Raw genomic sequence first — 20,390 nt, 5'->3', positions numbered from 1 at the left:
AGTTTAAATTTCTCATCTATTTCTTCTTTTATACGCTGTGTTATCTTATAGTTTCTAAACCTCCTTCGGCTTCGTTAAATAGTAAACCGGTATACCTGCAAGCATAATCAATACACCCCATCCGCAGGTGCTTGTTCTGTCTTTTAGAAGGAAGAAACAGAAAGTAGCAGCAAGGATAATGTAGATCATCGGTAGTACAGGATACCCAAAAGCTTTATATGGGCGTTCTGCATTTGGCATTTTTCTGCGTAATATGAAAATACCATAAATGGTTAGTATATAAAAGATAACAACGATGATCATAACAAAGTCCAGCAGGTCGCCATATTTACCCGTTAAGCACAATGCCGATGCCCAAAAGCACTGAAACCAAAGTCCCCAGCCCGGTACACTGGCGCTGTTCAGGTTCGCCGCTTTCTTAAAGAACAGACCGTCTTTTGCCATTGTATAATATACCCTCGCACCGGCCATAATAAGTCCGTTATTACATCCAAATGTAGATATCATGATCATAATGGCAATAATATACGTTCCGATGTTTCCGAAGATAGGGTGCGAAGCCGCCACAGCCACACGGTCAGACTCCGCGAAAGCAATAGCATCATTCGGCATTACCGCAAGGAACATAATATTAGCAGAGATATAGATTATTGTAACGATAAGTGTTCCGAAGAAAAGGCTAAGCCCCACATTGCGTTGCGGGTTTTTTATTTCGCCCGAAATAAAAGTTACCCCGTTCCACGCATCACTCGAAAATAAAGACCCTACCATTGATGCTGCTATAGCTGACATTAAGACCGTTCCACCGATGGGCAGCCACGAATCGGTGTCTTTATTAAACGACTGTGCGTTCCATGCGTCAGACCAGTTAGCGTTCCATATATCTGCTTCAGCAGCCAATATCAGTCCGAATACAATAAGCCCGAATAGCGAGGCGATTTTTGTGATTGTAAAAATTGTCTGTATCCACTTTCCGTTCTTAACGCCTCTGCTGTTGATGTAGCTCAGTATCACGATAGTTGCTATTGAGACCAATTGCGCAGCATTCAGCTTAAAGTTTATAGAACCCATCTCGTACAAAATATTCTGGTCGCTTACAGGAGGGTAGAGGTACGCCATAAACTTAGAAAAGGCAACACCAACGGCAGCAATTGTTCCTGTCTGGATCACTGCGAAAAAACTCCATCCATACAAAAAGGCAATGAGTTTGTTATAGGCTTCTTTAAGGTAAACATACTGTCCGCCTGCCTTTGGAAACATAGCACTCAGTTCGCCATAACTAACGGCAGCGATCATAGTCATTAGCCCGGATATCACCCAGATAAGTATAAGCCATCCGGCACTGCCTACATTACGCATTATATCGGCGCTTACAATAAAGATTCCCGAGCCTATCATTGAGCCCACTACAAGCATAGTTCCGTCCAGCAGGCCTAATTCGCGCTTTAAGTGTTTGTCTTCGTGTTGATCTTCCATAATTGGTGTTTGGTTTTATGTTGGCTAAAGATATTTAAAATATCCGTTGCTTAGCGTTTGTGCCAAATTATTGATAATATTGATTGTACCCGGTTTGGTTTTTATCATATTAATTATACCTTTAATTAAAATCACTGCTATGAAAAATAATGCCGACAGCAATTTTAAGGTTAACGAAGATGGTAAACAATTTGAATTGCATAGCCAGGGCGGTATTGCCTTTCTGGAATTTTACCGTGAAGGCGAAAAAATATTCCTGACACATACCGAAACTCCCGAAGCCCTGCGCGGAAAGGGTGTTGCTGCCGAGCTGGTAAAACGTACGCTTCAGTGCGCTAAAGATAACGGACTTACCGTTGTGCCATTGTGTTCTTATGTGGCACATTATATTAATGAGCATCCGGAGTGGAATGATGTTTTATCTGATGGCTATCAGATGTAATGCAAAGGTAAATTCAGTTATCTTTGCGGTATGAATGAAAATTTAGACCCTACCAATACAAATTTTAATGCCGAAGAGCTGGATCTTGAGAAAAAGTTAAGACCCCTCTCGTTTGATGATTTTACAGGACAGGAGCAGGTGCTTGAGAATCTTTTGGTGTTTGTGCAAGCAGCCAATATGCGTGGCGAAGCACTGGACCATACCCTTTTTCATGGCCCTCCCGGACTTGGTAAAACTACGCTGGCTAATATTTTGGCCAACGAGCTTGGTGTGGGTATAAAAATTACTTCGGGTCCTGTACTGGACAAACCCGGCGATTTAGCCGGACTGTTGACCAATCTTGATGAAAGGGATATCCTGTTTATTGACGAGATTCACCGCCTTAGCCCTGTTGTAGAGGAATACCTTTACTCGGCGATGGAAGATTTTAAGATTGATATTATGATCGAGTCGGGTCCAAATGCCCGCTCGGTTCAGATAGGGCTTAGCCCGTTTACCCTTGTGGGTGCTACTACACGGTCAGGATTACTAACCGCACCAATGCGTGCCCGTTTTGGTATCTCCAGCCGACTTCAATATTATACTACCGAACTGCTTACTACAATTGTTGAACGTAGTTCTGCCATTTTAAAAATGCCTATCACTATGGAGGCAGCTATTGAAATTGCAGGCCGAAGCCGTGGTACGCCTCGTATTGCCAATGCACTATTACGCCGTGTGCGTGACTTTGCCCAGATTAAAGGTAATGGAAAAATTGACATTGAAATTGCACGTTATTCACTTAAGGCACTGCATGTAGATGCACATGGCCTTGACGAAATGGATAACAGGATTCTTACCACTATTATAGATAAGTTTAAAGGTGGCCCGGTTGGATTATCTACCCTGGCAACTGCTGTGTCTGAAAGTGGCGAGACCATTGAAGAAGTATACGAGCCATTCCTTATTCAGGAAGGGTTTATTATTCGTACACCAAGGGGTAGGGAGGTTACCGAGAAAGCTTATAAACATTTAGGCAGGGTGCATCCCGGTCAGCAGGGTGGTTTATTTGGGTAATTGTAATTGCTTGTCGTTTAACGGCGACCCGCAATTAATGAAAGTGATAATGTTGGCAGATTGCTGTGATAAACAATAAGGAAAAATATACATCATTTATTAAAGCCGAGGCAAAACGCCTTGGGTTTATGTCGTGTGGTATTTCTAAAGCCGGTTTTTTAGAGGAGGAAGCTCCGCGTCTGGAAAAATGGCTCAATGATAACCGTCATGGCAAAATGCAGTATATGGAAAACCATTTTGATAAGCGTTTAGACCCAACCCTTCTTGTTGATGATGCCAAAAGTGTGATCTCGCTATTGCTGAATTATTATCCGCAGGAAACCCAGACCGATACTACCTTTAAGATTTCTAAATATGCTTACGGGCAGGATTACCACTTTGTAATTAAAGAGAAATTAAAAGAACTGCTTCATTCTATTCAGCAGGAAATTGGCGAGGTTGGCGGAAGGGCTTTTGTAGATTCGGCACCGGTGCTGGATAAGGCATGGGCTTCTAAAAGCGGACTAGGATGGATCGGGAAGAACAGCAATTTATTGAGTAAACAGGTAGGTTCTTTCTTTTTTATTGCCGAACTTATCATCGACCTTGACCTTGACTATGACCATGCTGTAACCAACCATTGCGGCAGTTGTACTGCCTGTATAGATGCCTGCCCCACGCAGGCTATTATTGCCCCTTATGTGGTAGATGGCAGTAAATGCATTTCGTACTTTACCATTGAACTTAAAGAAAATCTGCCTAACGAAATGAAAGGCAAATTTGATGAGTGGGCTTTTGGCTGCGATACATGCCAGGATGTATGCCCCTGGAACCGATTCTCAAAAGCGCATAGTGAACCGTTGTTCAATCCGCATCCCGACTTATTATCACTCACCAAAAAAGACTGGGAAGAAATTACCGAAGACACCTTTAGGGCTGTGTTTAAAAACTCTGCTGTAAAGCGAACAAAATTTGAAGGGCTTAAAAGAAATATAGATTTTTTGAAATAATTATTCGAAGAAATTCATCTCAAACAATATATAATGCTTAATCCCAAATTCCTGTCCCCATTGCTCTATGTCTTTCCCGCTGCTTTCAACCGCACACCACGAGCTTCCGCCGTTATCCAGTTTATAGGGTAATATATAGGCGAAAGCGTAAAATGGCTTTCCGGGTTCTATGGTCATTTCTGTGCCTACATCACGAAGGCTGTAACTTTCAGAAGCAGTGCATTTAAATTCTCTGTACAGTCCAACACGATCTAAAGAAAAATTTACCCTCAGTTTTTTTTTACCCGCTTTTGACGCCATAAGGCTAAATTTCAACGAGTCCGTTTTATGCTTGCCTATAAAAGCAAGCTCTCCTTTAGACGAATCAAATATAGTATCGGTTTTAGTAACTTTTCCGTTCCATATCTCTTTTGCAGTAATAGAATAATATTTGCCCTTTATATTGCCTTTTATGGTTGTCTGATAATAGTCGATATTCTGGAAACGGAAAAGATCCAGTAGTTCCCGTTGTTCAGACAAAGGTTTTGTTGTCATAACAATACTGCCTGTTGGCTTCTGTTGTGCATATAATGAATAGGTAAAGCACAATAACACTGCTGTGAAAAATAAAATTCTTTGGTTCATGATTGTTGAATTAGGTTTGGTAAATGTAGAACGAACACAAAAGCAGGGAAGTGAAGCGCAGTTAACTAGCGTTAATTAGCGTTAATAAAAATAGCAGGCCTGTTTTTAAACTTTTATTTTTGACATCAGAGATGAAGAAGAACATACTCCTTGCTTTTATACTTATGCTGGTTTGCGTTATTGGCGTTGCCGGGCTTCAGCTGTATTTTACCTTTACTAGCTATAAGGTGGAGTCGGCGGTATTTGAGCGCAATACCAATGAGGCACTTAAAGAAGCTGTAGACAGTGCTTTTGAAGAAAGGCACCAGGAAGTATTGCATAAATTAAGGGGGTGGCTTAACGATACTACATTCGTTACCATTTCCTGTGCGTGGAATTCGCAGCATAAAAATACCGTCTTTACAATTAAGCAGGTGGTGCCATTTCCAAATGAGCAAAATGAGATAAGCATGAGCATGGAAGATTATCATGAAAGGCTGGATAGTATAACACCGGCAGGTAAAAATGTTTTCATAGCTTATATGGTAGACTACGTAAGCAGGGAACTTAAAAAAGGTTCAGGATGGTATTATACGTATAAGCTTGGCGACAGGATAAACAAGGAAGCGTGGGAAATACCCCTGACAACCAAAAAGCTTTCAAAATTTTATAAAAGGTCACTTAAAAAGAGAAATATCAAATTGCCTTTTACTTTTAATAAAGACAGTATAAATGCTAACGTTTACGAGACGCAAAAAATAAACATATCAGTAAAAAGACCGCAATATGGAGTGTGGGTTAAAGCCTATTTTGCCGATACCAATCTATATGTGCTTCAGCAATTAAAATGGGTTATAACAGGATCGGTTATATTGATACTGATCACACTGGGCAGTTTTTTATACATGGTAAGGCTTTTACTGAGCCAGCAAAAATTAAGCGAAATGAAGGATGACTTTATAAGCAACATGACTCATGAGATCCAATCGCCTTTAAGTTCGGTCATGATTACTGCCGAAGCCCTAAAAGAGTTTGATATGAACAAACACGAGCGTGAGAGTTACCTGGATATCATTTTGCATCAGTCTAAAAAGCTTTCGGCATTGGCCGATGAAATCCTGGCAGGGGCACAGTTAGAAAAGAAAGGTATAACGCTAGACGATACTATTGTACTTAATGACTTATTTGCGGATTTAGTGTCGGCCTATAAGGAGAAGGTTGTAATAGGTTTTACAATTGATGATGTATTGCAATTTAAAGGTAATGCAGTCCACTTTACAAGGGCACTGACCAATATTATTGATAATGCTTTAAAGTATAATAATGAAGATGAAAATGCGACTGTTTTTATTTCAGCTGCAATTAAAAATCAAGGTATAGCCATAGAAATAGCAGACAACGGAACGGGCATACCCGATTCCTATAAAGAAAAGATATTCGACCAGTTTTACCGTATTCCGACAGGAAATGTACATAATGTAAAAGGCTATGGATTAGGGTTGAGCTACGTTAAAAAAGTAATAGAAGTACATAAGGGAACTGTTGCTGTGAAAAATAATCAACCGAAGGGGAGTGCCTTTGTAATACGGTTACCACATGAAACATAAGATACTTTTAGCCGAAGACGAGCCTTTTTTAGGCAAGGTTATCATGGAAAGCCTTGAAAAGAAAGGTTACGATGTTGTTTTGGCCCCCGATGGTAAAGCGGCATGGACTTTATTTAACAAAAACCAATTTTCGCTTTGCATTCTCGATGTCATGATGCCTTATAAAGATGGTTTTACACTGGCATCGCAAATACGGGAAACCAACCGTAAAATACCCCTGATGTTTCTTACCGCAAAAGCCGATATTAAGGATGTGGCACAGGGTTATGCGAGTGGCGGTAATGATTATCTTCGTAAACCGTTTAGCCTTGAAGAACTTTTCTTTCGGGTTGCCGAATTGCTCAGCAGAAGTGAAGCGACAGAAAACAGCGGTTCGAATGAAATGAAAATAGGCACGTACGCTTTCTTGCCGAAAAGGCAGGAGCTTATTGGTGTTGATAATAATGCGGTAAAACTGTCCTATAAAGAATCGAGGTTACTGGAAATGCTGATTGAAAACAAGAACAATGTACTGGACAGAAAAGAAGCGTTAATCAAGCTTTGGGGCGATGACAATTTTTTTAATACCCGCAATATGGATGTCTACATAACCAAACTGCGCAAGAAACTGCAACAGGATACAACTGTTGAGATTGTAAATATCAGGGGATTTGGTTATAAGCTTATCTGCTAAAAATAAACATTATGGGATTTAAACATATATTTAAAGCTGAAGCATTATGGCTGTCAGACAGGAATATAGAAAATATAAAGAAGTACAGCAGGAACCATACGGTAACTATAGAAGGTAAGCCTGTTTTAGATGTATCGGCAGCGAAAGTTTTTAAAGGTGATGCAACATTGTATAATCCCGAAGATATGTTATTAAGCAGTCTAATTTCCTGCCATATGATGTCTTACCTATATGTTTGCTCCCAAAGCGGAATTGAAGTGCTGAACTATTCCGATGCTGCTGTTGCCACTCTTGAAGTAGACGCTGATGGCTCAGGACGATTTACAGAAGTAATACTAAATCCAAAAGTAGTAATTGCTCAGGCTGACAGGGTAGAAGAAGCATTGGCATTGCATAAAAAAGCAAATCAGTTATGCTTTATTGCTAACTCCTGCAATTTTCCAATTTTGCACAATCCGGTTTGTGAAGTGGAATAAAAGAAGGCTATCCCAAAAGGCTTCAATAGCATTTTTAGGGACAACCTTTTAGTACTGTGATATGTTAAGGATCGACTATTTTTTACCCGCAATCCATTTATCAATTTTTCCTTCCAGTACTTTCAACGGCAGGCATCCTGCGTCAAGTACCTGGTTGTGGAATTCTTTAATACTGAATTTATTTCCTAGTTCCATTTCTGCTTTGGTACGCAGTTCGCGTATTTTAAGCTGTCCGATCTTGTAGGATAATGCCTGACCCGGTATTGCCATATAACGCTCAATTTCCGAGATAATGCTTTCTTCCGGTTCGGCTTCATTTTCCATAGAATAGGTAATAGCCTGCTCCCTTGTCCATCCTTTGGTATGAAGTCCTGTATCTACCACAAGACGAATGGCGCGGTGCATTTCGGCACTAAGCATTCCAAAGTACTGGTAGGGGTCTGTATACAGGCCAAGTTCTTTACCAAGCGATTCGGTATACAATGCCCAGCCTTCGCCGTAGGCATTAAACCATATTGTTTTTCTGAATTCCGGTAGCTCTTTGTTCTCCTGCTGAATTGATATCTGGTAGTGGTGACCCGGGATAGCTTCGTGAAGAAATAGATCTTCGTCGGCATAAACGTTATACTTTTTCACATCGGGTATTGGTACATAAAAAATGCCGGGGCGTGTACCGTCAACCGATCCCTGGTTGTACTCGGCACTTGCCGATGCCTCGCGGAAAGCCTCTGTCCTTCTAACCTCAAACGGAGTTTTAGGCTTCATATCGAAAAGCTTTTCAAGGTTAGGTTTCATCTTTTCATGAATAGCATTAAAGTTGTCTATAACCTGTTGCGGCTGGGTAAAAGGCATAAGTTCCTTTTTAGCACGAACGTAATTAAAGAAATCTTTAAGCGGCCCTTTAAAGCCAACCTGCGTTTTTACTTTTTCCATTTCTGCCGAAAGGCGTGCTACCTCTTTTAAGCCCAATGCGTGAATTTCATCGGCTGTCATATCGGTAGTCGTGTAGCGTTTAATAAGGTGCTTGTAATAGGCAGCACCGTTGGGTATAGCCGCTATTCCGCTGGTGGTACGGCTGGCTTTCAGGTAATCGGTGGTAACGTAATTATATAAGCTTTTAAAAGACGGAATGATCTTGTCTTTTAGTATTGCAGTGTATTTAGCAGTCAGGTCTTTTTTCTCTGCATCGGTAAAAGTATCAGGAAACTGCTTAACAGGGCTGTACAACAAATGAGAGGTTACATTCTCATTTGCCATGTCCTTTAACTGGGGAATCATTTTTTCGGTCAGTACTTTTGGCAGCACATAACCTTTTGTCACGCCTTCTTTCATACGCTGCTCAGCAGACCCAAGGTACGTGTTGAACTGTGCAAGCCTTTCCAGCCAGTTGTTATAATCTTTTACCGTTTTAAAAGGCTGTGCCCCGGCACCGCTTCCCCATTGGCCAAGTGTAAGTATAGGGCTCGTAAACTGGTTCAGCGGTAATAATTGCTCGTTAAGTCCCCATTGTTCAAGGTTAATGTCGCATTCCCACGCAAGAAGTTCTTTGCTTATCCTGTCGTTCTCAGAAAGTTCGTCGTCATTATATTTAGATAAAGAATCCCTGTATTTAGAAAAGAAAGCCTTTACCTGAGCTATGTACGCATCGCTAACAGTATTGGGGTAAATATTGTTGTAGCGGTCGTCGCCTGCCTGAGTAGCTTCCCACGGAAAAAGCTTAAGGCGCTCTTCCTGATAATCGCTAAACAACTGTGTAATTTCTTTGTTGGAAGCCTGTGTTGTTTCCTGAGTTTCTTTCTTTTTGCATGACATAATAGCTGCCGCAGCAAAGAGTACTATAAATGTTTTTTTCATGGTTGGTAAACATTAAAAAATTTGCTTAAAGGTACATTTTTCGCATAAAAAACGTTCGTAAAAAGAATAGCGTTAAAAATTTCACAATTCCGCTGATACGGTTACCTTTGTGGGTTCCAGAAAAAACGTATTCAAATGAATCAATACAGCAAGCGAAGAGAAGCACTTCTTTACCACGCAAAACCACATCCCGGTAAAATACAGGTAGTGCCAACAAAACCTTATGCTACACAAAGGGATTTATCATTGGCTTATTCTCCGGGGGTTGCAGAACCATGCCTTGAGATAGCAAAAGATGTAAATAATGTATACAAATATACCGCTAAGGGTAACTTAGTGGCAGTAATATCTAACGGTACGGCAGTACTTGGCCTGGGCGATATAGGCCCGGAGGCATCTAAACCCGTAATGGAAGGTAAAGGCCTTTTATTTAAGATTTTTGCCGATATAGATGTTTTTGATATTGAAGTAGATACTAAAGATATTGACGCGTTTATTGAAACCGTAAAAAACATAGCTCCGACTTTTGGAGGTATTAACCTTGAAGATATCAAGGCACCGGAATCTTTCGAAATTGAAAGAAGGCTGGTAGAAGAACTTAATATTCCTGTAATGCATGACGACCAACATGGTACCGCGATAATATCGTCTGCGGCACTTATAAATGCGGCAGAACTTGCAGGTAAAAATATTGCAGATATTAAACTGGTAGTTTCGGGAGCCGGATCGGCTGCTTTGGCGTGTGCTAACCTTTATGTGTTGCTTGGCGTAAAAACCGAGAACATAACCATGTTTGATATAGATGGTATGTTGGTTACCAGCCGTGAAAACCTTTTGCCGCTGCAAATGAAATATGCGCAGCCGGGCGAGGCAAAAACACTTGCCGAAGCATTAAAAGGTGCCGATATGTTCCTTGGGCTTTCGGTAGGGAATATACTATCGCCGGAAATGCTGCTAAGCATGAACAACGATCCTATTGTGTTTGCTATGGCAAACCCGATACCGGAGGTAGATTATAACGTGGCTATTGCTACACGTCCCGATATTATTATGGCAACGGGTAGGAGCGACCATCCTAACCAGGTAAATAACGTACTTGGTTTTCCATACATTTTTAGGGGAGCACTTGACGTACGTGCTTCTAAAATTAATGAAGCGATGAAAATGGCTGCCGTTCATGCCCTTGCAGAACTTGCCAAAGCCCCGGTTCCGGAGCAGGTAAACATTGCCTATGGTGAAACGAAACTGAATTTTGGTCGCGACTATATCATTCCTAAACCATTCGACCCAAGGCTTATTGCTGTGGTAGCACCTGCTGTTGCAAAAGCAGCTATGGATAGCGGCGTAGCGAAAAACCCTATTGTTGACTGGGATAAATATACCGAAGAGCTTTTAGAGCGTCTTGGTAACGATAATAAAATGGTTCGCCTGCTTACCAACAGGGCTAAAAGCGAACCGAAACGAATTGTTTTTGCAGAAGCAGATCATCTGTCGGTGCTAAAAGCAGCGCAGATTGTTATGGAAGAAGGTATTGGTACGCCTATACTTTTAGGAAACCGTGAAACCATTACAGAGCTTAAGCAGGAGATAGGATTTGATGCAGAAGTGCAGATATTAGATCCTAAAACAGATGAAGAAGACGAGCGCAGGCTGCGTTATGCCCAGTCGTACTGGGAATCGAGGCAGCGTCGTGGCGTTAACCTTCTGGATGCGCAAAAGTGGATGAGGGAGCGTAACTATTTTGCTGCAATGATGGTAAATGAAGGTGAAGCCGATGCAATGCTTACGGGGTATTCGAGAAGTTACCCGTCTACCGTTAAACCTATTATGCAGGTTATAGACAGGGCACCGGGTGTTAGCCGTATTGCAACAACCAATATGATGCTTACCAAGCGTGGCCCGATATTCCTTTCAGATACTGCTATTAACCCTGATCCTTCAGCAGAAGACCTTGCAAAAATTGCACTGATGACGGCTAAAACGGTACGTATGTTTGGTATGGAGCCTGTTTTGGCAATGGTATCGTTCTCAAACTTTGGGTCGTCAACACATCCAAATGCTGTTAAGGTAAGGGATGCCGTGGCAATTTTACATAAAAACTACCCCGACCTTATTGTGGATGGAGAAATACAGGCCGACTTTGCGTTAAACCCTGAAATGCTTAAAGATAAATTTGAATTTTCTAAGCTTGCCGGTAAAAAAGTAAACACGCTTATATTCCCTAATCTTGAGGCGGCAAATATTACCTATAAGCTTCTTAAAGAGCTTGATAAAGTGGTTTCTATTGGGCCGATTATTATGGGTATGGACAAACCGGTGCACATTTTCCAGCTTGGAGCAAGCGTAGAAGAGATGGTAAACATGGCCGCAGTAGCGGTTGTAGATGCCCAGGAGAAGGAAAAACGCCTTAAAATGGCAAACAAATAGTTTTTAGCAAAGGGTTAAAGAATTTTATTATTTTTGGGAACGGCTTAAGAAAAAATTATGATAGCACACCTTCAGGGGAGATTAGTGGAAAAAACACCTACCGATGTTGTAATAGACTGTAATGGTGTAGGGTATCAGGTTAATATATCGCTGCATACGTTTTCGCTGCTGCCTGACTCAGAAAATATAAAATTATATACCTACTTACTTATAAAAGAAGACTCCCATACGCTTTTTGGCTTTGCCGAAAAAGCGGAAAGGGAGCTTTTTAAATTGCTTATATCCGTTTCGGGGGTAGGTGCGGGCACTGCCAGGACCATGCTTTCGTCTCTGGAGCCTAAGCATATTATTCATTCTATTGGTTCGGGAGATGTAGGTACTATACAGTCTATTAAGGGTATAGGGACAAAAACTGCGCAAAGGGTTATACTCGATCTAAAGGATAAAGTGTTAAAACTATACGATTTAGAAGAAGTTTCGGCAATAGGCTACAATACAAATAAAGAAGAAGCGTTATCTGCCTTGGAGGTATTAGGCTTTAACAAGAAATTGGCAGAAAAGGTTGTGGAGAAGGTTGTTAAAGAAAATCCATCGGCGAGTGTAGAGACAATTATCAAACAAGCATTAAAAAATTTATAGTCCTTGAAAACAGAATACTCTAAAGATTTTTGCATTAACTTTAAATTCGCCCTTTCTGTAGTATTTTTATTTTTTGGTGTGGCACTGCAGGCGCAGGTTACCGAAGAGGAAGAAGAAAGTCGTGATACTATTAAAGGGTATAATACCGGTAAGGTAGAAATTGCTAACCCAAAAAGCATTGTAGAGGCATATACCTATGATCCTGTTACAAATCGCTATATCTACACTAATAAGTTTGAAGGTTTTAATATAACCTATCCGATAATCCTTACTCCTGAACAATACCAGGAATTAGTATTGAGAGACTCCATGCGTAGTTATTTCCAGGAGAAATCTAACGCAATGGATGGCAAGGGAACGGAAGAACAGCAAAAAAATCTTTTGCCCCGTTACTACGTAAATTCCAGCTTTTTTGAAACCATATTTGGTAGTAATACTATAGACATTAAGCCTACAGGATCTGTTGAGCTAGATCTTGGTATGCGCTACACAAAACAGGATAACCCGTCTATTTCTCCACGAAACAGAAGAACATTTACATTTGATTTTGACCAGCGTATCTCGATGAGCCTTCAGGGTAAAGTAGGTACCAGGCTTGCGGTTTCGGCAAATTATGATACCGAATCTACCTTTGCTTTCCAGAATCTTGTAAAATTAGAATATACACCTACAGAGGATGATATCATCCAGAAAATTGAAGTAGGTAACGTTAGTTTTCCACTATCTAACTCATTAGTTAGAGGTGCGCAAAGCCTTTTTGGTGTTAAGGTAGCCCTTCAGTTTGGTAAAACGACCGTAACGGGTATTTTCTCGGAACAAAAATCGCAAACCAAGACCGTAACGGCACAAGGTGGCGGTACACTACAGGACTTCTCACTATTTGCGCTTGACTACGATGCCGACAGGCACTTTTTCCTATCTCAGTTTTTTAGGAATGAGTATGATTATTCATTGAGGCGTTATCCACAAGTAGATAGCAGGGTAACTATTACCCGTATGGAGGTGTGGGTTACCAACAGGCAGAACCGTATAAACGCTGCCGAAAATAATTCAAGGAATATTATTGCCATTCAGGATTTAGGTGAAGGTAGATTACAAAAAAGAGGTACAACAACAGATATTACAAATCAGGCTGTAAAGTTTGGTAATATTCCTAATTTCTTTGAAACTCCTGGTGCTGCTCCAAACCAGCCCCCTCAAAATAAGAACAATAAATTTGACCCTGCACAGATTGGAACTACGGGGTGGTTAAATCAGAGCGTAAGACAAATTGTTACTGTTGGTGCTTCAAGTTTCGCGAATGTCTCTGCCAGAGAAGGTCGGGATTATTCCAAACTTGAAAATGCAAGAAAGCTTACATCGAGCGAATATACCTACCATGAAAAGCTAGGGTATCTTTCGTTAAACCAAAGGCTTAATAACGATGAGGTTTTAGCTGTTGCTTACCAATATACCATAGGTAATGATGTGTATCAGGTAGGTGAATTTGGTACAGATGGTGTAGATGCTACAGTTGTAGATCAAACTAACCCGTCAGGAAACATTCCAATTACGCAAACCCTTGTTCTAAAGTTGCTTAAGAGTAATCTTGTAAATGTTGATGAGCCAACATGGGATTTGATGATGAAAAACATCTACCAGGTTCCGGGAGGTTTCCAGCTTTCACAGGAAGATTTCAGGTTTAATATATTATATACCGACCCGTCTCCGTTAAACTATATCTCAGCCGTGCCAAATACAACTTTGCCTGTTGATGATCCTGCAACTGAAGATGATGAAGGTGTTGCAGATACACCATTATTGCGTGTATTTAATGTAGACCGTTTAAACTATACCAACGACCCGCAAAGGGGTGGAGATGGTTTCTTTGACTGGGTACCGGGAACAACTATAGATCCTCAGAATGGGCGTATTATATTTCCTGTCGTAGAACCTTTTGGAGAGCATTTATTTGATAAAATGTTAGCGGAGGGCGAAGTTCCTGCGGACTATAATGGTCCTGAGTCTTCATTTAACCCTAATCAGAGACAATATGTATACAGGAGAATGTACAACAGTACACCTGCTGACGCATTACAGGATAGCCAGAAAAACAAATTCCAACTTAGAGGTCGTTTTAAATCTACCGGTGGCGATGGTATATCGCTAGGTGCATTTAATGTTCCGCAAGGTTCTGTTGTTGTTACAGCAGGCGGAAGAATACTTGTAGAGGGTGTAGACTATACGGTAAATTACCAGTTAGGGAAGGTACAGATATTAGATCCGTCACTTCAGGCATCAAACACGCCTATCGAGGTTTCGGTAGAAAACAACTCGGTATTTGGTCAGCAGACAAGGCGTTTTGCAGGATTTAACGTTGAGCATAAATTCAGCGATAAATTCCTCGTAGGTGCTACGATGATCAATATGTCTGAAAGGCCGTTTACAAATAAAACTAACTACGGACAGGAGTCTGTAAATAATACGATATACGGTTTTAATACCAACTTTGCTACAGAGGTTCCTTTCTTTACACGATTAGTGAACAAGCTTCCTAATATGGATACCGATGTACCATCTAACTTCTCGTTTAGGGGAGAGGTAGCGTACTTAAAACCGGGAGCTTCTAAAGCTGACCAGTTTGATGGTGAAGCCACTACTTACGTAGATGATTTTGAAGGTTCGCAATCTACCATCGATATGCGTTCTGCGCAGGGATGGTCGCTTTCCAGTGTGCCTTCAGACCTGTTTCCACAGGGTGTTCCGGATGGTTTGCCTTCAGGATTTAACAGGGCTAAACTTGCCTGGTACAGTATAGACCCTGTGTTTTATGCACAGAGCCAGAGACCGGACGGGATTAGTACTGATGACCTGAATTCCAACAGGACAAGACGTGTGTATTATGATGAGCTATATCCGGAAACAGATGTAGCACCGGGGCAGACCCGTGTTGTAAATACACTGGATTTAACGTATTATCCACAGGAACGTGGTCCATATAACTACAACAGTGTTTTACCGGCGCAAAACTTTACGTTTAATGAAGGCCAGGCTACACAAAACTGGGCAGGTATTATGCGTGCTATAAGCTCAACCAATTTTGAACAGACCAATGTTGAGTATATGCAGTTTTGGGTTATGGACCCTTACTATGGACCAGACAGCGATGTTGCTTCTCCAAACAATACAGGTGTGTTAGAGATAAACCTTGGTGAACTTTCTGAAGATATACTTAAAGATAATAGAAAGCAGTTTGAGAATGGTCTTCCTGAAGCAAATGGCAACCAACCGGTGTTTTCAACAGAATGGGGAGATGTGCCGGTGTCGCAATCGCTTATCTATGCATTTGATACGAACACAGCAAACCGTGCTGTACAGGATGTTGGTTTTGATGGTTTAACAGATGATGAAGAACGCGCTAAATTCCAGAGTATTGGTTTTGGAGGCCTTGATGACCCTGCAGGAGATAACTATCAATTTTATCTTGCAGCATCAGGTAATGTGTTAGACAGGTATAAAAATTATAACGGTACTCAAGGCAACTCGCCTGTAGATGTGGGTAATACTAACAGGGGATCTACTACGCTTCCTGATACGGAAGACATCAATAGGGATAATACAATGAATACTATTGATGCTTACTTTAAATATACAATTCCAATTAGCCAGGGTATGCCTCTTGGACAAGGGTATCTTGTTGATGAGAGAGTTACTGAAGGTAAAGGTGCTGACGGTGAGCTTGTCCCTGTAAGATGGCTGTTATATAAAGTGCCTATACAAGGTGGTGGTGAAGAAAATATTGGTGGTATAAACAACCGTTCTATCCGTTTTATGAGGTTAGTGATGAAAGGCTTCAGGGAAGATATTACACTTCGTTTTGGTGCGCTTGATCTTGTAAGAGGAGAGTGGAGAAGATACACAGGTGTATTCGATCCTAACGATACAGACCCTACAGACCCTAATACAGGTTTTGATGTGGTATCTGTAAACGTACAGGAAAACGGTTCGCGTAAGCCAATACCGTATGTAACGCCTCCGGGAGTAAGAAGAGAACAGTTGTATAACAATAATGCTGTTATCAATCAAAATGAGCAGTCGTTATCATTAAGAGTATACGAACTGCCTGCCGGAAGTGGCGGCGGACTTGAGCCTAACGATGCACGTGCGGTGTTTAAGAATGTAAACGTAGATATGCGTCAGTTTAAAAAGCTGAGAATGTTCCTGCACGCTGAGCCGTTAGTAGGATCTTCATGGGCACTGGGTGATGACCAGATGAAAGCCTTCCTGCGCTTTGGTAACGATTTTACAGATAACTTTTATCAGGTGGAGCTATCGCTTAAGGTAACTCAGATACTTGGTAAGGCTACATACACTCCGGAAGAAATATGGCGTGTAGAGAATGAATTGCTTGTAACGCTTGAAGCGCTTACCAAACTTAAAATACAAAAGTTAAGCGGTGTATTGCCTCCACCTGATGAAAATGGAATTAATTTTGTGTCCGCACAGTCGCTGGACTCTTCTTTAAGTCCTGATATGACCATTGGTATTAAAGGTAATCCCAACTTTGGAAGTATACGTACCCTGATGCTGGGTGTTAAAAACGGAATCGACCAGCCTATTACAGGTGAAGTTTGGTTTAACGAACTTCGTCTATCTGATATGGATAGCCAGGGCGGTATGGCTGCTGTGGCAAGTATGGATACTAACTTTGCTGATTTTGCTACAATTTCTGCCACAGGTAGAATGAGTACTATTGGTTTTGGATCGGTAGAGCAAAGCCCTAACGAAAGAAGCAGGGAAGATGTTAAGCAATATGATATAGTAACCAATGTTAATGTGGGTAAATTGCTTCCTAAGAAATGGGGCGTTAACATTCCGTTTAACTATGGTGTTGGAGAGGAAATTATTACTCCTGAATACGATCCGTTCCAGCAGGATGTTAAGCTGGATCAGCTTATAGATGTTACGCCAAACCAAGCAGAGAAAGACAATCTGCGCGACAGGGCTATAGACTATACAAAAAGAAAGAGCATTAACTTTATTGGTGTTAAAAAGGAAAGAGGCGCAGAGCAGAAGCAACGTATTTACGATCCTGAAAACTTAACTGTGAATTACTCTTTCAACCAGACAGAACACCACGACTATGAAATTGAAGATCTGATAGATCAGCAATTAAGAACAGGGGTAGATTATAACTTTGCCTTTAAACCTAAACCGGTAGAGCCGCTTAAAAATGTTGGCTTTTTGAAAAAGAGCCAGTATTGGAAACTGCTTCAGGATTTTAATTTTAATTATCTTCCGGCAAATATTAATTTCAGTACAAACATTATACGTCAGTACAACAGGCAACAGTTTAGAAATGTTGAGGTTGAAGGAATTCCGATTAGTCCGCTATACAGGAGAAATTACTTCTTTAATTATCAATACGGATTCAATTATAACCTTACCAAATCGGTTAAGCTAAATTATAAAGTTGCTACAAGTAACATAGTAAGGAATTATCTTGACGAAAACGGTGTACCTATTCAGGACTACACAATCTGGGAAGATTTCTGGAACACGGGTGAAGCTAATACGCATTCACAAGAATATGTGGTTAGCTACGAATTGCCATTGAATAAACTACCGTTCTTAAGCTTTATGAAAGCAACGTATAATTACACCGGTAACTTCAACTGGCAGCGTTCGTCAGATGCGTTATCTAACGTAACACGTGTAGTAGATGGAGTAGATGTTAACTTTGATTTGGGTAATATAATCCAGAATGCAAATACGCATAAACTAAATGCGGCATTCAATATGGATTTACTATATAAGTACGTTGGGCTAACAGGTAAAAAACCTGCTAAAACGCCTAACACGCCAAAAGTTGCACCTAAGCCGGGTGAGAAAATTACAGCTGCTCCTAAACCGACAGCTTCGGGTAACACATTTGTAAATGGGCTTATTGGTGTTGTAACAAGTGTTAAGACCATTTCGGCTGTTTATTCTGAAACTAACAGTATGGTGCTTCCGGGTTACCTTCCTTCTATTGGTTTCTTTGGTAGTTCTAAACCAACGATGGGATTTGTTTTTGGTAGCCAGGATGATGATGTTCGTTATGAGTTGGCAAAAAGAGGTTATCTTACTAAAGATCCGGAATACAACCAGAACTTTACGCAGGTAAATAACAAAACGCTTAATCTTACGGCAGCTGTAGATTTATTCCCTGATTTTAAAATAGATCTTACCGCAAACAGAGGAATAAGTGATAGTTATTCAGAACAATACGATGTAAGTGCAGACGGTACATATAACTCTTTATCGCCATATACATTTGGTAATTTCGAGATATCTACCATTATGATAGGTACGGCATTTAGTAAGAGTGATGTAAATAGCTCTGCTGCGTTTGACCAAATGAGGGAAAACAGAATGGTTATTGCAGAACGACTTGCAACTAGTCGATATGGTTCAACAGAATTTCCAAGATACAATGGGCCTGGTGATCTGAATGCAGGAAGTGAATTTAGTAATGCCAATGCGGGTTACCCTGTAGGGTTTGGTCGTAACAGCCAGTCAGTATTGCTTCCGGCATTTACATCTGCTTATACAGGGCAGGATGCAGGTAAAGTATCTACAGGTGTGTTTAGAAGTGTTCCGTTGCCTAACTGGGTAATTAAGTATACAGGACTTATGCGCTATAAATTTTTTAAGGACAGGTTCAAACGTTTCTCGCTTCAGCATCAGTATAAGGCATCATACAATGTTAATTCATACAGGTCTAACTTTGAAGTCACTAATCCTTCAGAAGGCAGCAATGGTCAGGATAATAATGGGGTAGGTAACTTTTATAGCAAGTATATCATATCCAACATCAACCTCTCAGAGCAATTCAGCCCGCTCATACGTGTTGACTTTGAGATGAAGAACTCTATAAAAGTACTGGCTGAAATACGTAAAGACAGAACGCTTAACATGAGTTTTGACAATAACCTTCTTACCGAGGTTAAGGGTAACGAATATATCGTAGGTCTTGGTTACCGTATTAAAGATGTTATCATAAATTCATCACTGGCCGATAACCCAACGAATACCATTAGAAGTGACATCAACCTTAAAGCAGATTTCAGCTTAAGGAAAAATGAAACGATAGTGCGTTACCTTGATTATGATAACAACCAGCTTGGTGGAGGACAGAACATATGGTCGGTTAAGATGACGGCAGATTACGCTTTCAGTAAAAACCTTACCGCTATTTTCTATTATGACCATTCATTCTCTAAGGCAGTTATATCAACAGCGTATCCGTTAACTAACATCCGTGCAGGATTTACCATCAGGTATATTTTTGGAAATTAATGGAAAAAGATTTTACAGTTATTTTTATAAAACATACATTTGCGAAAAACAAACTTACATGAATATTCCAGCAGATTTAAAGTACACGAAAGACCACGAGTGGGTTAAAATAGAAGGTGATGTTGCAACAGTAGGCATTACAGATTTTGCTCAGAAAGAGTTAGGTGATATCGTTTATGTTGAAGTTGAAACACTAGACCAAACTCTTGATAAAGATGAAGTTTTTGGTACAGTTGAAGCTGTTAAGACAGTATCTGATCTTTTCCTTCCATTATCAGGTGAGATAATTGAATTTAACGATTCACTAGAAACAACTCCTGAAAAAGTTAACACAGATCCTTACGGAGATGGATGGATGGTTAAAGTGAAGATTTCAAACTCATCTGAAGAAAGTGAATTGCTTACAAGTGAGCAGTACAAGGAACTTATAGGTGCGTAATATATTTTTATTAGCTGCTGTCTCCTGGACATTGTTTATAACATATGCATGTCTTACGGCTGCCGCTAATGTTCCTAAAGCTGCATGGCTAAACATTCAGCACAAAGATAAAATAGTACATTTTACTTTTTATCTTGTGTTTACCCTTTTATGGGTTCTTGATTTAATAAAGACGAAAAGATTTTCTCCAAAAAAAGCAAGGATAGTTGTTTTTATAATAGCCGTTTTATTCGGTATCATTATAGAAATATGCCAGGGATTGTTTACCAAAGAGAGAAGTCCTGATGCACTGGATGTGTTAGCCAATACCTCGGGCAGCGTCACAGCAATTCTGTTACTGTGGATTTTTGATAAGAAAAAATAACATGATCCCTTTCCGTTTAACGGGG

Annotated in this window: 13 protein-coding genes and 1 pseudogene; 11 read left to right on the top strand and 3 right to left on the bottom strand. The window is 40.5% G+C overall.

Going from position 1 to position 20,390, the window contains the following annotated elements:
• Nucleotides 1-54: 54 nt before the first annotated feature.
• The gene (locus ALW18_07700; protein AOE52404.1) at nucleotides 55-1,476 is read right to left on the bottom strand and encodes an amino acid transporter; all 1,422 of its coding nucleotides are present in this window, start codon (nucleotides 1,474-1,476) and stop codon (nucleotides 55-57) included.
• Between the two features lie 139 nt (nucleotides 1,477-1,615).
• Between ALW18_07700 and ALW18_07695 the strand changes: the two genes are divergently transcribed.
• From ALW18_07695 to ALW18_07685, 3 genes are all read left to right on the top strand, one after another.
• On the top strand, nucleotides 1,616-1,918 hold the full coding sequence (locus ALW18_07695) for an acetyltransferase (GenBank protein AOE54349.1): 303 nt from the start codon (nucleotides 1,616-1,618) through the stop codon (nucleotides 1,916-1,918).
• A gap of 30 nt (nucleotides 1,919-1,948) precedes the next feature.
• Complete coding sequence (locus tag ALW18_07690; GenBank protein AOE52403.1) at nucleotides 1,949-2,974, top strand: ATP-dependent DNA helicase RuvB; 1,026 nt, start codon at nucleotides 1,949-1,951, stop codon at nucleotides 2,972-2,974.
• A gap of 65 nt (nucleotides 2,975-3,039) precedes the next feature.
• A complete protein-coding gene (locus ALW18_07685; protein AOE52402.1) occupies nucleotides 3,040-3,963 on the top strand; it encodes an epoxyqueuosine reductase in 924 nt (307 codons plus the stop codon).
• On the opposite strand, the gene ALW18_07680 is transcribed toward ALW18_07685, so the two are convergent.
• Nucleotides 3,964-4,587 (bottom strand): hypothetical protein, encoded by a 624-nt coding sequence (locus tag ALW18_07680; protein AOE52401.1) that lies wholly within the window; start codon nucleotides 4,585-4,587, stop codon nucleotides 3,964-3,966.
• An 809-nt stretch (nucleotides 4,588-5,396) separates the two neighbouring features.
• On the opposite strand from ALW18_07680, the pseudogene ALW18_07675 reads away from it, so the two are divergent.
• From ALW18_07675 to ALW18_07665, 3 genes and pseudogenes are all read left to right on the top strand, one after another.
• Nucleotides 5,397-6,173 (top strand): annotated as a pseudogene (locus ALW18_07675) (hypothetical protein).
• Nucleotides 6,163-6,846 carry a transcriptional regulator gene (locus ALW18_07670; protein AOE52400.1) on the top strand — a complete coding sequence of 228 codons (684 nt, stop codon included), beginning with the start codon at nucleotides 6,163-6,165 and terminating at the stop codon, nucleotides 6,844-6,846. The pseudogene ALW18_07675 and the gene ALW18_07670 overlap by 11 nt, the downstream one beginning before the upstream one ends.
• Nucleotides 6,847-6,857: 11 nt before the next feature.
• Nucleotides 6,858-7,322: an osmotically inducible protein OsmC gene (locus ALW18_07665; GenBank protein ID AOE52399.1), complete on the top strand. Its 465-nt coding sequence runs from the start codon at nucleotides 6,858-6,860 to the stop codon at nucleotides 7,320-7,322.
• A 75-nt stretch (nucleotides 7,323-7,397) separates the two neighbouring features.
• Here ALW18_07665 and ALW18_07660 read toward each other — a convergent pair whose 3' ends face one another.
• Complete coding sequence (locus ALW18_07660; GenBank protein AOE52398.1) at nucleotides 7,398-9,176, bottom strand: hypothetical protein; 1,779 nt, start codon at nucleotides 9,174-9,176, stop codon at nucleotides 7,398-7,400.
• Between the two features lie 135 nt (nucleotides 9,177-9,311).
• Between ALW18_07660 and ALW18_07655 the strand changes: the two genes are divergently transcribed.
• The 5 genes from ALW18_07655 to ALW18_07635 are packed head-to-tail and all read left to right on the top strand — an operon-like array spanning nucleotide 9,312 to nucleotide 20,365.
• Nucleotides 9,312-11,603 carry a malic enzyme gene (locus ALW18_07655; GenBank protein AOE52397.1) on the top strand — a complete coding sequence of 764 codons (2,292 nt, stop codon included), beginning with the start codon at nucleotides 9,312-9,314 and terminating at the stop codon, nucleotides 11,601-11,603.
• Nucleotides 11,604-11,660: 57 nt separating this feature from the next.
• A complete protein-coding gene (locus tag ALW18_07650; protein AOE52396.1) occupies nucleotides 11,661-12,242 on the top strand; it encodes an ATP-dependent DNA helicase RuvA in 582 nt (193 codons plus the stop codon).
• Between the two features lie 3 nt (nucleotides 12,243-12,245).
• The gene (locus tag ALW18_07645; protein ID AOE52395.1) at nucleotides 12,246-19,562 is read left to right on the top strand and encodes a SprA protein; all 7,317 of its coding nucleotides are present in this window, start codon (nucleotides 12,246-12,248) and stop codon (nucleotides 19,560-19,562) included.
• Between the two features lie 58 nt (nucleotides 19,563-19,620).
• Nucleotides 19,621-20,001 carry a glycine cleavage system protein H gene (locus ALW18_07640; protein AOE54348.1) on the top strand — a complete coding sequence of 127 codons (381 nt, stop codon included), beginning with the start codon at nucleotides 19,621-19,623 and terminating at the stop codon, nucleotides 19,999-20,001.
• A complete protein-coding gene (locus ALW18_07635) occupies nucleotides 19,994-20,365 on the top strand; it encodes a hypothetical protein (GenBank protein AOE52394.1) in 372 nt (123 codons plus the stop codon). The genes ALW18_07640 and ALW18_07635 overlap by 8 nt, the downstream gene beginning before the upstream one ends.
• Nucleotides 20,366-20,390: the final 25 nt, after the last annotated feature.

Origin of the sequence: Flavobacterium psychrophilum (assembly GCA_001708385.1) — a bacterium.
Taxonomy (GTDB): domain Bacteria; phylum Bacteroidota; class Bacteroidia; order Flavobacteriales; family Flavobacteriaceae; genus Flavobacterium; species Flavobacterium psychrophilum_A.
Note: the sequence above shows the minus strand (reverse complement) of the source record. Positions and strands in the feature narration are given on the sequence as shown.